9 protein-coding genes and 2 pseudogenes are annotated in these 12,703 nt (G+C 63.3%); 5 read left to right on the forward strand and 6 right to left on the reverse strand.

The features are described 5' to 3' along the window. Window positions 1-436 precede the first annotated feature (436 nt). The 4 genes from AC1RQK_RS10810 to AC1RQK_RS10825 all read left to right on the forward strand — a co-directional run bounded on the left by AC1RQK_RS10810 (window position 437) and on the right by AC1RQK_RS10825 (window position 4,567). On the forward strand, window positions 437-1,732 hold the full coding sequence (locus AC1RQK_RS10810; RefSeq protein WP_492809055.1) for an aspartate aminotransferase family protein: 1,296 nt from the start codon (window positions 437-439) through the stop codon (window positions 1,730-1,732). A gap of 35 nt (window positions 1,733-1,767) precedes the next feature. Then, complete coding sequence (locus AC1RQK_RS10815; protein WP_492809057.1) at window positions 1,768-2,475, forward strand: haloacid dehalogenase type II; 708 nt, start codon at window positions 1,768-1,770, stop codon at window positions 2,473-2,475. A gap of 89 nt (window positions 2,476-2,564) precedes the next feature. Further along, complete coding sequence (locus AC1RQK_RS10820) at window positions 2,565-4,142, forward strand: PucR family transcriptional regulator (RefSeq protein ID WP_492809058.1); 1,578 nt, start codon at window positions 2,565-2,567, stop codon at window positions 4,140-4,142. A 95-nt stretch (window positions 4,143-4,237) separates the two neighbouring features. Next, complete coding sequence (locus AC1RQK_RS10825; RefSeq protein ID WP_492809060.1) at window positions 4,238-4,567, forward strand: tRNA-binding protein; 330 nt, start codon at window positions 4,238-4,240, stop codon at window positions 4,565-4,567. A 52-nt stretch (window positions 4,568-4,619) separates the two neighbouring features. Here AC1RQK_RS10825 and AC1RQK_RS10830 read toward each other — a convergent pair whose 3' ends face one another. From AC1RQK_RS10830 to AC1RQK_RS10845, 4 genes are all read right to left on the reverse strand, one after another. Then, window positions 4,620-6,074, reverse strand: a complete 1,455-nt coding sequence (locus AC1RQK_RS10830; protein ID WP_492809062.1) for an NAD-dependent succinate-semialdehyde dehydrogenase — start codon at window positions 6,072-6,074, stop codon at window positions 4,620-4,622. A gap of 87 nt (window positions 6,075-6,161) precedes the next feature. Further along, a complete protein-coding gene (locus AC1RQK_RS10835; RefSeq protein WP_492809063.1) occupies window positions 6,162-6,890 on the reverse strand; it encodes a haloacid dehalogenase type II in 729 nt (242 codons plus the stop codon). A 12-nt stretch (window positions 6,891-6,902) separates the two neighbouring features. Continuing rightward, window positions 6,903-8,264: an aminotransferase class III-fold pyridoxal phosphate-dependent enzyme gene (locus AC1RQK_RS10840; RefSeq protein ID WP_492809064.1), complete on the reverse strand. Its 1,362-nt coding sequence runs from the start codon at window positions 8,262-8,264 to the stop codon at window positions 6,903-6,905. Between the two features lie 52 nt (window positions 8,265-8,316). Continuing rightward, window positions 8,317-9,759, reverse strand: a complete 1,443-nt coding sequence (locus tag AC1RQK_RS10845) for an FAD-binding oxidoreductase (protein ID WP_492809065.1) — start codon at window positions 9,757-9,759, stop codon at window positions 8,317-8,319. A 1,526-nt stretch (window positions 9,760-11,285) separates the two neighbouring features. On the opposite strand from AC1RQK_RS10845, the pseudogene AC1RQK_RS10850 reads away from it, so the two are divergent. Continuing rightward, window positions 11,286-11,435, forward strand: a pseudogene (locus AC1RQK_RS10850) (IS6 family transposase); the annotation flags it as partial. Window positions 11,436-11,595: 160 nt separating this feature from the next. Here the strand turns inward: AC1RQK_RS10850 and AC1RQK_RS10855 are convergent. Then, window positions 11,596-12,387, reverse strand: a complete 792-nt coding sequence (locus tag AC1RQK_RS10855; protein ID WP_492372343.1) for an AraC family transcriptional regulator — start codon at window positions 12,385-12,387, stop codon at window positions 11,596-11,598. 99 nt (window positions 12,388-12,486) lie between these two features. Next, a pseudogene (locus AC1RQK_RS10860) lies at window positions 12,487-12,703 on the reverse strand (MFS transporter); the annotation flags it as partial.

Genomic DNA, 12,703 nt, shown 5'->3' on the forward strand with positions numbered 1-12,703 from the left:
TATCTACGTTTTGCAGGAATCATCGAGGCAGTCGTCCATCACTGAATAGGAGCCCTCAACACTGGTGCGCCTTGATGCTTGTTTGTGGTGCGATTCCGGCGGCGCGAACGAGTGCGTAGCCTTGGCCGGTTGCCTCTCTAAAGGGTTGATGGATAAGGGCACCGGGGTCGCCGCCTGCGAACAGGTTCCGCAATTCGATCGATATCGGGCGAACTTTGATGGCGCCTCTGCACTTCGCTGGTGCGGGTTGTGCATCAAGAACAGGAAATCGCATTTTTTGCGAAAGACCGTGCGATACATACGAAAGCAACGCCCTCATTCCCTATCTGGTGCAGGTAGTCGCGCGGCAACGCCGATCCTAAGATGTTATCGACCCCCGGTATGGGGCGACGGCTACCCTGAAACGACGAAAGTCCAGATAAAGTGAGGACAAGAGATGGCAGTGGATACGAACAAGCAGACGGCGCTCGCGAAAGCGCGCTCGGAACATGTGGCGCGTGGTGTGGTGACCGCCCACCCGATCTTTATCGAGCGCGCGCAGGGCTCGCACGTGTGGGATACGGAAGGCCGTAGCTATCTGGACTTCGTTGGCGGCATCGGCGTGCTGAATGTCGGCCACAATCACCCGCGTGTGGTGGAGGCGGTCAACAAGCAACTTGACCGGCTGAGCCATGCAGCATTTCAGGTGGCCGGCTACGATGTCTACATCGATCTGGCCGCGCGCCTGAACGCACTGATCGGTGGCGATGACGTCTACAAGACCGTATTCCTGACCACCGGCGCGGAAGCCGTGGAGAATGCCATCAAGATCGCACGCGCTCACCGCAATGCGCCCGGCGTGATCGCGTTCCGCGGAGGCTTCCACGGCCGTACTTTGCTCGGCATGACGCTGACCGGCATGAGCACGCCTTACAAGCAGAACTTCGGGCCGTTTGCCGGCGACGTCTACCACACGCCGTATCCCGATCCGTATCGCGGCTTCAGCGGCGACGATGCGCTGCGTGCCCTCGATGAGTTGTTTGCTACGCAGATCGCGCCCGAGCGCGTCGCCGCGATCATCATCGAACTGGTGCAAGGCGATGGCGGCTTCCTCGCCGCGGGCGAGGATTTCCTGCGCAAGCTGCGCGCCCTGGCCACGAAGCACGGCATTGTCCTGATCGCGGACGAAATCCAGACCGGCTTTGGACGCACAGGCGAGCTATTTGCCTTCCAGCAGGCCAACATTAAGCCTGACCTCGTCACCGTCGCCAAGAGCCTGGCGGGCGGCTTGCCGCTGTCGGCCGTCGTCGGCCGCGCCGACATCATGGACGCGCCCGAGCCGGGCGGCCTGGGTGGTACCTACGCCGGCAGCCCCCTAGCATGCGCCGCCGCGCTCGCCGTGCTTGATTTATTCCAGAAGGACGGGTTGCTGGAACAGGCGAATCGTTTGGGTGACGTACTGCGCACGGGCCTGGAAGAATTGGCACTACGGCATGCCGAGATTGGTACCATTCGCGGTGTGGGGCCGATGCTGGCGCTGGAGTTCGTCAAGAACGGCGATCCTATGCAGCCCGATGCCGGCTTCGCCCAGCGTGTCATCGACGCTTGCCGCGAAGGTGGCCTGCTGGTAATCAAGTGCGGTGTGCATCGCAACAATGTGCGTCTGCTGGCGCCATTGACAACGATGCTCGACGACGCGCGCGAAGCCGTGGCGATTCTTGGGCGAGCCATCGAGACGGCCCGTGCGCACTGAGGCGCGGCGGGCTCGCCCACAATAGCAAGGACATCATGGAAAGCGAGATTGCGGCAAAGTTCGCCGGCAAGACAGTATTGACGATCGACGTCTACGGCACGCTTATCGATTGGGAGCGGGGCATCTGCGATGCGCTCGGCCCGATCCTGCGTGACCGGGGGCACTCGATCGGGGATGACGACATGCTGGAGCGCTATGCCTGGCACGAGTCCGCCCTGGAAGCCGGCCCCTACATGACTTATCGAGAGATCCTCGAAGAGGCATTACGACGCATTGCCGGGGACCTGGGTTTCGAGCCCAACGAGGTCGAACTGGACGCATTCTCGCATTCCGTGGGTGACTGGCCTGTTTTCCCGGATTCCCATGACGCGCTGGTTGCGCTGCAGCGGCGATTCCGACTCGCTGTCATCACCAATGGTGACGATGAGTTCTTTGCGTTGTCCAACAAACGCCTGGGAATCGAATTCGACCATGTCATCACTGCGCAGCAGGCGCGCAGCTACAAGCCCTCGCTGAACAATTTCCACGTGGCGCTCGGCCGTATCGAGACACCGCGGTCGCAGATTCTCCACGTCGCGCAGAGTCTCTTTCACGATCACGTTCCGGCGCAGGCGCTGGGCCTGCAGACGGTATGGATCAATCGTCGTGTCGGCAAGCCAGGATTCGGCGCGGTGCCCAAGGCCAATGCGGTTCCGGACGCGGAGTTCCCGGACATGCGGTCCTTTGCACGGGCCATGCTGTGAAGTGCGAAGGGGAACTCGCGACACGGTTGATCCGCAGTGTGTTTTTGATAGCGGCGCCGCCGCGATAGAATCGCCCGCTCACGAAAATCATGGACATCTCGACGGCACTAGTTTCGACGGTTCTGCGCAGCGCACGCGTGGTGGCAGGACAAAGCGCCCTCACGAACGAGATCCGCTGGGTCCATATGGTAGACCACCCAGATATCGCCGCATGGGTTCAGGGCGGACAGTTGTTGCTGACCACCGGCTATAACTGGCCGCGCGACGAGGCATCGGCCCGGGCGCTGATCCGCGCGTTGCGCGTGCGGGATCTGGCGGGCGTCGTGCTGGCTGTGCCGAATTTCCTCGAGCATTTCCCCGAAGGGTCCGTCGAGGCAGCCGACGAAGTTGGGCTGCCGCTTCTCGAACTCGACTGGGCGATTCCGTTCAGTGCGATTACGGAGGAAATCCACTCCAGCATCATTCGCCGCCAAAGCGAGCTGATCGAACGCTCCGACGAAATTCACCGCGCGTTGACCGACGCCGCGGTGATGGCCAACACGCTTGGCGACCTGGCGCACGCGCTGGGCAATCTATTGGACCGCCAGGTAAATTTTGTGGATACCGACGGCCTGCTGCTGGGGTCGAGTGAAAGCGAACAGAGTGATGGCGCGCTGGCAAAGAAGGAGCGAACCTATTTCCGCGTGCTGAACAATCGTCTCATCCTGCGCCAGATACTGGACAGCGTGAGCCCGGTCCTGATCGATGCGCAGTCGGAGACCGGCATGCCGCGCAGGCTCGGCTGCCCGATCCGGATCCGCGGGGAGATGGCTGCCATCGTGTTCGTCGACGAAGGCGACAGTCCGCTTGGCGAACTGGAGATTCGAGCGGCGGAGCGTGCTTCCATCATCGGCGCGCTGCATCTTGCGCATATGCGGGCACTGCATCTTCAGGAAGAGCGCCTCGGTTACGCGCTAGTCGGCACGTTGCTCGAAGGCAAGTTCGAGGAAACCCCTTCGGCTCTCGAGCGTGCACGCGTGGGTGGATGGAATCCAGCAGGTGAGTACCGAGTCTGCCTTGTATTGCTTGACGAACCGCTGCCGCTCTCACGGGAGGGGTTTTTGCGCCGGGAGCGCTGGGTTGAGCGCTTGCGCAAGTATCTTGATGGTCTTGGCGAGCCACCTTTGATCCTCGTATCGCTGAACCAGATCACCTTCCTGTTGTCATCACAGTTTGAATTGGAACCCCTGTGGCGCGTGCTGGGCAGCCGTGGTGCGGCGCTGGCTGTGAGCCGCTCGCATAGCGGTGTGGCTGGTATGGCCCAGGGCGGCAAGGACGTGCAGTCGCTCCTGCCGCTGCTCAAGCCTGGCAAGCTGCATCACTTCCAGGAAGTGATGTTTCCCCGGGCGCTGATGGGCGATGCTGGCGCGCGTGAGCTGTTTATCGGTAGCAAGCTGGGTCCCCTGATGGCGGACAAGAAGAATGAGTCGCTGCTGGAGACGCTCGAAGTACTCTGCTCGGAGGGATTCCAACTGGCAAACACCGCCCGTCGACTCGGCATACACATCAGCACGCTGCGCTACCGCGTGGAACGCATCGAAACGCTGCTGGGTACTCCGCTGGAGGACCAGGGAAACCGGTTCGAGCTGCAGGTGGCGGTTGCCCTGTATCGGCTTTCCGAAGAATAGTACGCATGCCCTCTGTGGCATGGCCTTGCCACCATCTGGCTCGGTGCGCGATCGCATCGGCCATCTCATTGAATCTCAACGACCAGGAGTCATGCATGAGTGCATATGAAGCATTTGCGTCCGTCGACATGCGTGTCGGCACGATCGTTCGCGTCGAGCTGAACGAAAAGGCCCGCAATCCGGCCTACAAAATGTGGATCGATCTGGGGGAGCTCGGGACGATGACGTCGAGCGGGCAGTATGTGAATCGCTACCAGGCCGAGGAACTTGTCGGCAGGGTTGTCGTCTGTGCCACCAACCTGGGGGAGCGCCGAATCGCCGGCTTCCTGTCCCAAGTGCTTGTGATGGGGGTGGAGTCCGAGCCGTCGGTGGTGAATCTGTTGACGGTGGATGGCAGCGTGCCGAACGGCAGCAAGGTGTTCTAAGTTCACTGAATGCACTATGGCCTAAGCCATAGTGCATGGTTTCAAGCCGGTATCAGCCGATCTCGAAATGCAGGGTCTGCGATTCCAGGAACTCGTCGATGCCGTGGTGCGAACCTTCGCGGCCCAGCCCCGATTCCTTGACGCCGCCGAACGGTGCCACCGCCGACGAAATCACGCCGGTATTGATGCCGACCATGCCGTACTCCAGTGCTTCGCCGACACGGAACACGCGGTTCAGATCGCGCGAGAACAGATAGGCGGCGAGTCCGTACGGCGTGTCGTTGGCGCGGCGGATCACTTCAGCCTCGCTGTCGAAGCGGAAGACTGCCGCCACCGGACCGAAGGTCTCCTCGCTGGCCACCAACATCTCGTCGGTGGCGCCAGCAACCACGGTTGGCTGGAAGAACTGCGTACCACGCTCGGTGGATTTGCCACCCAGCATAACCTCAGCGCCCTTTGCCACTGCGTCGCTGACGTGGTTCGTCACTTTGTCCAGCGCTGCCTTGTTGATCAGCGGGCCGATCGTCACGCCCGCCTCGGTACCTACTCCGACGTGCAGCTTCTTCACGCTCTCCACCAGGCGAGCGATGAACTGATCGTAGATCCCTGCCTGTACGTAGATCCGATTGGCGCAGACGCAGGTCTGGCCGCTGTTACGGAACTTGCTGGCCATCACGCCGGCCACGGCGGCGTCGAGGTCTGCGTCGTCGAAAACGATCACCGGGGCATTGCCTCCGAGTTCCATGCTCACGCGCTTGACGGTGTCCGCGCACTGGCGCAGCAGAAGTTTGCCGACATGGGTTGAGCCGGTGAAAGTCAGCTTGCGCACGATAGGATTGGCGGTAAGTTCACCGCCGATGGCTTGCGGGCGGCCAGTCACGATGTTGAGCACGCCGGCGGGGAAGCCGGCGCGCTTGCCGAGTTCGGCCAATGCCAGCGCCGAGTAGGGCGTGAGCTCCGAGGGCTTGACCACCACGGTGCAGCCGGCGGCCAGTGCCGGTGCCAGCTTGCGGGTGATCATTGCATTGGGGAAGTTCCAAGGGGTAATGGCCGCACAGACGCCCACCGGCACCTTGCGCACGAGGATCCGGCGACCCGCCTGCGTAGCCGGGATGGTTTCGCCGTAGGCACGGATACCTTCCTCGGCAAACCATTGTACGAACGACGCGCCGTACAGGATCTCGCCGCGGGACTCCGCAAGCGGCTTGCCTTGTTCCAGAGTCATCAGCAGCGCCAGGTCGTCGACGTGCGCCAGCATCAGGTCGTGCCACTTGCGCAGCATGGCTGCCCGCTCGTGGGTGGTCAGCGCGCTCCAGGCGGGCAAGGCGCGATTCGCGGCCTCGATGGCGGCGCGGGTGTCCTGCTCGTCGCAGTCGGGGATGGTACCCAGCGTAGCTCCGGAGGCGGGATCGACTACGTCGAGTGTTTGGCCGGAGCGGGCATTTGCCCACTCACCGCCGATAAATGCTTGCTGGCACAGCAGTGCCGGGTCCGTCAGTTTGATCATGTCGAAATCCTGGTGAGGCGGCCGCGGCCGCCGTCGCGGCGCCCGCCGATTGCATGAGCCGTCGGCAGGCGCGCGAGGGGAAGCCCTTCAGCCGTTCAGTTCTTCCTGATGCGCACGTGCCAGCGCGGCCATGCTCTCGAAGCGGAAGTCATACTTGGGCGTGCCCGGGGGAGGCATGGTCGCACCCCAGCCCTTGTCGGCGTGGCGACGGTCGATCCAGGCCGAGGCCAGGCCAAAGCCGTTGGCAGGCGCGTGGTCGTGGAACAGGCTCTGCGCCGTGTGCAGAATGTCTGCCTTCTCGAGGCCGTGATCCTGCTTCAAGCGCGCCAGCATGTATTCGAAATTGCGCGGGCTGGGCTTGTACGAGCCGATATCCTGGGCGCTGTAGATCGCATCGAACTCCACGCCCAGTCGTGCATTGCTGGCGCGGAAGGAGACGCGGTCGACGTTGGACAGGATTACTAGCTTGAAATGCTGCTTGAGGTAGCGCAAGGCTTCCACCGAATCGGGGAATTCGGGCCAGTCATGCACCGATGCGCCAAAGATGTTGGCTTCCTCGTCAGTCACACCCACGTTCCAGGCGTTGGCCAGGCGGCGGTACACCACACCCAGCAGCACCGAGTAGGCCAGGGCCGGTGTCAGGATCTCCTGGTCGGCTTCGTGCTTGGCGTAGAACTCCAGAATTTCGTCACGCGACTTGGCGCTCAGGCCGGCCTTCTCGATCAGCGGCCGCAGGCCGTTGAAGATGCCGGTCTCCCAGTCGATCAACGTGCCGTAGCAGTCGAAGGTCAGTACTTTGAAGTCTTTGAGTTTCATGGTGGCTCCTGGTTAGAGAGTGTCTGCGACTGCTTTATCGAGGGAGAATCGCAGGATTTGGATCAGTGTATCCACGTCGGCCTTGGTGTAGTTCAGGGCCGGAGCGAATCCGAGAATGTCGTCGGAGAAGGCGCGGAAAACCAAGCCTTCCTCGAGCGCGTGAGTCAATACGCGTTCGCCGAGTCGATGGTCTTTCGATGGCTTTTGCTTGGTGGTCTTGTCGGTCACCAGTTCTACGGCCGCCAACATGCCGCGTCCGCGCACCTCGCCCACATAAGGCAGCACCTCAAGTGCCTTGAGCTGATCGAGGAAGTACTCGCCGATCCGTACGCCGTTGTCGAGCAGTCCCCCGTCGAGGTAAAGGTCGAGCGCGGCGTTGGCAACGGCGGCACTAACCGGATGGCCGGAGTAGGTCTGGCCGTGGCCGAAGGCTTGACCTTCGCCTCCGTCGGCGATGGCACTGTATATCCGGTCGTTGATCAGGGTTGCGCTCATGGGCGCGTAGCCGGAAGTCAGGCCCTTGGCGAGCGTCAGGATGTCCGGGCTCACGCCTTCTCTCTCGCAGGCGAACAACGGACCAGTGCGACCGAAGCCGGTGATGACCTCGTCGACGATCAGCAGGATGCCGAGACGGTCGCAAGTGGCCCGCATCGCACGCAGGAAGCCGGGCGGAGGCACGATCACGCCGCCTGAACCCTGGATGGGTTCGCAGATGAAGGCAGCCACGCGTTGCGCGCCGATCTCCTCCACCTTGGCCTCCAGCGCGCGGACCGTGCTGTCCAGTACGGCTGCCGGTTCAGGGCCGGCCGGATGGCGATAGGGGTACGGTGAGGGAATGTGGTGCTGGTTTGCTGCCGGCACGTCGAAGTAGCGATGGAACAGCGGCAGCGCGGTCAAGCCGCTGCCAGTGGTGGAGCTGCCGTGGTAACCACGCTGCAGCCCAATGAAATGCTTCTTCTCGGGCTGGCCGGTGGCGTTGAAGAAGTAGCGCACGACGCGGATTGCCGTATCGACGGCATCGGAGCCCCCCTGACCGAACAGTACCCGGCTCAAACCTTTCGGCGCTAGTTCGGCCAGCCGCGCGGCAAGACGTATGGCCGGCTCGCTCGCAAAGTGGAAGTAGCCGGTGGCATAGGGCAATTGTTCCAACTGCCGCGTTGCGGCTTCGACCAGCGACGCCTGGCCATAGCCGGCATTTACACACCACAGCCCCGAGAAGGCATCCTGTACCCGGCGGCCTTCGGTGTCGATCAGGTGGACACCTTCGGCGGATTGCCAGATGCGTGCGCCGCGCGCTTCGTGTTGGCGCAGCGGGGTGACGGGATGCATCCAATGGGCGCAGTCTTGCTCGACAAGCGATCGTGTATTCGACATGGTCGGTCTTCTCTCAATGGGTCTGGACGGTAGGCGAGGGAGCGTCGGCCGGCTATGCGGTGGTGTTGGCGGAGCTGCCCAGGGCCGGCAGCACCTTGCCGGGGTTGAGCAAGTTGCGGGGATCGAGCGCACGCTTGACCTTCCATGCGAGCTCGAGCTCGGTGCGGCTGCGTACCGCCAGCAGTTCGTCGCGCTTGGCCACGCCCACGCCATGCTCGGCGGAGATCGAACCGGCAAGCGCAGTGGCGGCGTCATCGATGATGCGCGTGATGGCGTCGCCGTGGACCTGCAGGTAGGCCTCTGCCTCCGTCTGAGCCGGGCGCAGCGGGTTGAAGTGGACGTTGCCATCGCCCATGTGCCCGTAGATGATCATCCGGGTGCCGGGTGCTTGGTTCAGCACCGCAGTGGTGGTGGACGCGATGAATCCGGGGATGCTTGATAGCGGCACGGAGACGTCGCAGCGCACGCTGCCGCGTGCCTGCGTCTGCGCATCGGAAATCTCTTCGCGGATCAGCCAGAAGTCGGCAGCCTGCCGATCGCTGGAGGCGAGCGCCGCGTCGGCGATCCAGCCATGTTCCCCGGCGTCGGCTAGCGCGGCACAGAAGGCGTCGTCCGCGCTTGCCTGGTCGTCGGTCGACGAGGATTCGACCAGCACGTACCAACCATGCGTGCTCGGCAAGGGCGAGGCCTGCCGGCCGAGATGCGCCAGCACCAGGTCCATCGCGTCAGCGGAGATCAGTTCGAAGGCGGTGACGTCATTGCCGAGCCGCCCGCGGAGGTAGCCGAACAGGGAGAGTGCCGATGTCGGGTCGGGGACGCCGAGGAAGGCCATGGATACCGAGCGGGGGCGGGGAAACAGCTTGAGTACGGCTGCCGTTATGATCCCCAGCGTGCCTTCGGTGCCGATGAACAGGTGCTTGAGGTCATAGCCCGCGTTGTCCTTGCGCAAGGCGCGCAGCCCATCCCATATTTCGCCATTGGGAAGGACCACCTCCAGCCCGAGCACCAGATCACGCATGTTGCCGTAGCGAAGCACGGCCGTGCCGCCGGCGTTCGTAGAGAGGTTGCCGCCAATCTGGCAGCTACCTTCCGAGCCGATGCGCAGCGGGAAGAGGCTTCCTGCCTCCTCCGCGACACCGCGTGCTCGGTGCAAGGTCACCCCGGCCTCGAGCACCATGGTGGCGTTGACGGCGTCCACGGAGCGCACGCGGTTCAGGCGCGCCAGGCTGAGGATTAAGGACTGGCCACTGCCATCCGGCACGCTGCCGCCCAGCAGGGATGTGTTGCCGCCTTGTGGCACGACGGAGATGCCCTGCTCATAGCAATAAGCCATGACCGCGCTGACTTCGGTCATGCTGCCCGGCCGTGCCACCGCCAGTGCCTTGCCGCGGTAGACACGCCGGTAGTCGGTTGCGTAGGGCTCGGCATCGGGACCAACCAGCAAATTGGCTGCGCCGACGATAGTGCTCAAGTGATCTAGGTGGTTTTGCGGCATGGTCACGCTCCGGCGTCTTGCTTTTTGCGAGTAAGTTGAGTTGTATGGGGGGCGGCCTTGATGTTCAGTGTTAAGTGACCGTACCCATTCCGATATGACACAAGCTTATTGCCAGAACGCCTAGTGCGATATGTACGAGTAATAGGGATTCGCGTGGCCGCTTTCCGATGTTTTGCACAGTGGGCCGGTGGCCGGGGGGCGAATCTGGATCTGGCGGATGGTCATCGAGGTAAGGGGTTCGATGTCGCCTGATATGGCGCCGTCGGAACGTCAGTTGGCCGGTGGTGCATTGCCCCGCATTCTCAGGCTCCGCGGACCCGCCCGCTAGTCAGTTTGCGACTCACGCGCGATTCCCTTTTGGGTCGAGTACGCATGCGTGCTTGAAGTCCCGTCTCCCGGCGAACTTCAGTCTTGTCATGAAAAGTGCCGGAATACTCACCAACGCTGTTGGTGGCGCGGGCGGATACTATGGAGCACGTGGCTCAGGCAGCCGTCGTCTGGACGTTCATCGCGCAGGTAATAGTGCGGCGCGGCGCCGTAGGCGCCTATTGAGCTAGTGCCCGTTCTTGTCGCCATTGGGTTCTGGACCGCATGCGCCGGTAGGCTGCCCAGAACAATACTCGCAATGGACGCCCAGCATCTCCTGCCATGATCGTCTCACAGCGCTCCGGGGCCAGATCAACTTTGACACCGAGTTCTGCGGCTGCCGCGTAGCATAGGATGTGATTTCTTGTCACGCTGGTGCGCAGTTGTTCGTCGATCACAGCGCACAGCATCTCCGGGTACGCTGTCGAATTGCTACATCGTGCCGCCTGTGTCGCACGGTGTTCCAGATGTCGGCTAAACGCGCGCACCTCCTGAAGAAGGTCTGCGAATGCCGATGCGGGACTCTGAATTTGCAAGGTCATGCTGAGAAGGACTGGGTGGCGGTAGCCTGGAAACTCGCAATATGCGCATCGCGCGGAATTGGGCCGCGCGATGGTCCTAAGTGGGTCATAGCCTAGCAAGGACCAATGCGCGTGGAGTCTACGTCGAGGACTTGCGCGTTGCCTACGTAGGAAAAGTAGGACTGAACGCGAGCGACCGCCTTTTCCGATCAGGTAAGTACCAACGAGTTTCCGACGCTGGATAGGCACGTATTTTGGGGCGAGAAGCCGCCATGGGCCGCCCCGCCAGTCGGAGTTCATCGACGGGCTGGCGGGTCGGTTTCAAATGGAAGCCAGAGAGACCGATGCGTCAAGCGCCAAGAGAGACTGAAGAGCACCTTGGGAGGCGGAGCAATCGCCCCCAAGCTCCCTGTCCGCCAGGACGGCAAGCACCAGCCCCCCAAAATACACCGCCAGGCAGCGCGCCATAAATCCGCAGGACCCGAGCCGCAGCAGCGACCTCCTGGCCAGGTGCGACGGCGCCGACTCCGCGCTAGAGCCTCAGCGCAAACTGCCATCGTTGGGAGCGAGGATGGGACCGCTGAAGGGCATCCAGACGCCGCGATGGTGAATGGCTCGAATGGCACCGAGCTCCGGTCGTTCAACTCGAGCTTCGGCCCCATCCGGGAGCACTTCGCGCTCAAGCGACATCTGTTGCGCGCCTCGCTCTATCGCAAGCAGCTTGCCACACGCTTCGTTGCCTGGCGCGAATTGACCGAACACGCCCAAAATCCGCCGACTCCGATCTGAACGATGCTCACACCTGCCGCCGGCACGTCTTACTCTCGGTAAGTTAGCAATGCCCTTGGGGAGGGCCGGTGTCATGTGCGCCGCTGGCTGCCGGATTGTGGCACAGCGAAGGGCCGCCGCCCCGGGTCGTCACTTCCGCCCGGCACACCAGGGCGCCATGTCAGTCCGGTGCTTCGGCCTTGCGGAAGTACGCGCTCGGGCTGACGCCGAAGGTCTTGCGAAAAACCGCCGCGAACGCGCTGGGGCTGTCGTAGCCGTGATCCAGCGCCACCTCCAGGATGGCGTCGCCCTGCGCCAGCCTGGGCAGGCTGAGCAGCAGTCGCGTGTGGCGGCACCAAGCGCCGAAGGTCAATCCGGTCTCGCGCTTGAACAAGCGCGCGAAGGTGCGCTCGTTCATATGCAGCTCCGCCGCCCAGCCAGTCAGGGTGGCCGCCTGGGCGGGGCTCTGGATCAGGCGTGCGCACAGCTGCGCGGCGCGGGCATGCTGCGGCATCGGCAGGTGCAGGGAGAGCACGGGTGCCGCCCGGATTTCGTCCAGGATCAGTGCCATGATTCGCTGGTCGCGCCCTTCCGGCGCATAGCTGGCGGGGATTCGTACCGCATGCAGGATGAGCTCGCGCAGCAGCAGGCTGACTTCGATGGCGCGGCAGTCCTGCGGCATGGCCGCGCAGGCGCCGCCGGCCACGAAGACCGTGCGCATGCGCACATCGCCGACGGCGCCGATGCGGTGCCTGAGCTGCGGCGGCACCCACACCGCGCGCCCGATCGGGACCACCCATTCGCCGCGCGCGGTGCGCACAATCATCACACCGGAGATGGCATGGATCAATTGTCCGTGCTGGTGCCAGTGCTCGGCCAGCTCGGAGCCGTCCGGTTGGTCGTTGGCCACCACCACGATCGGCCGGGGCGTCTGCAGCGATTGCTGGAGGGCGGCGTCGGACAGGGTCTTCATGAGGCGGATCTGTGGTTCGGTGAAAGCGTCATCGTGCGCGCCAGTGTAGCCCGCCCGCCGCCCATTGGCTGGCAGCAGGGGACGCCACCCTACCGCAGGCTAGGCGACGGCAAGGCCCTGCTCGTCGATGCGCGGGGCGCGGTCGCGCAGGCGCAGGGCAAGCGCGCTGGCCACGCACAGCACGCCGAGCACGGTGGCCAGCGTGAAGGCAAGGCCGCGCGCGTCGGACAGCAGGCCGAACAGCGGCGATGCCATGCCGCCCACAGACAGCGCCAGGCCCAGCGTGATGCCGCTGGCCATGGCAGGGTTGCGCGGC

This window comes from Cupriavidus sp. GW822-FHT02D05 (genome assembly GCF_058802485.1).

Coding starts and splice junctions, on each gene's coding strand:
- AC1RQK_RS10845 (WP_492809065.1), bottom strand. CDS start 9,759: ATGCCGCAAAACCACCTAGATCACTTGAGCACTATCGTCGGCGCAGCC.
- AC1RQK_RS10835 (WP_492809063.1), bottom strand. CDS start 6,890: ATGAAACTCAAAGACTTCAAAGTACTGACCTTCGACTGCTACGGCACG.
- AC1RQK_RS10830 (WP_492809062.1), bottom strand. CDS start 6,074: ATGATCAAACTGACGGACCCGGCACTGCTGTGCCAGCAAGCATTTATC.
- AC1RQK_RS10825 (WP_492809060.1), top strand. CDS start 4,238: ATGAGTGCATATGAAGCATTTGCGTCCGTCGACATGCGTGTCGGCACG.
- AC1RQK_RS10810 (WP_492809055.1), top strand. CDS start 437: ATGGCAGTGGATACGAACAAGCAGACGGCGCTCGCGAAAGCGCGCTCG.
- AC1RQK_RS10820 (WP_492809058.1), top strand. CDS start 2,565: ATGGACATCTCGACGGCACTAGTTTCGACGGTTCTGCGCAGCGCACGC.
- AC1RQK_RS10815 (WP_492809057.1), top strand. CDS start 1,768: ATGGAAAGCGAGATTGCGGCAAAGTTCGCCGGCAAGACAGTATTGACG.
- AC1RQK_RS10855 (WP_492372343.1), bottom strand. CDS start 12,387: ATGAAGACCCTGTCCGACGCCGCCCTCCAGCAATCGCTGCAGACGCCC.
- AC1RQK_RS10840 (WP_492809064.1), bottom strand. CDS start 8,264: ATGTCGAATACACGATCGCTTGTCGAGCAAGACTGCGCCCATTGGATG.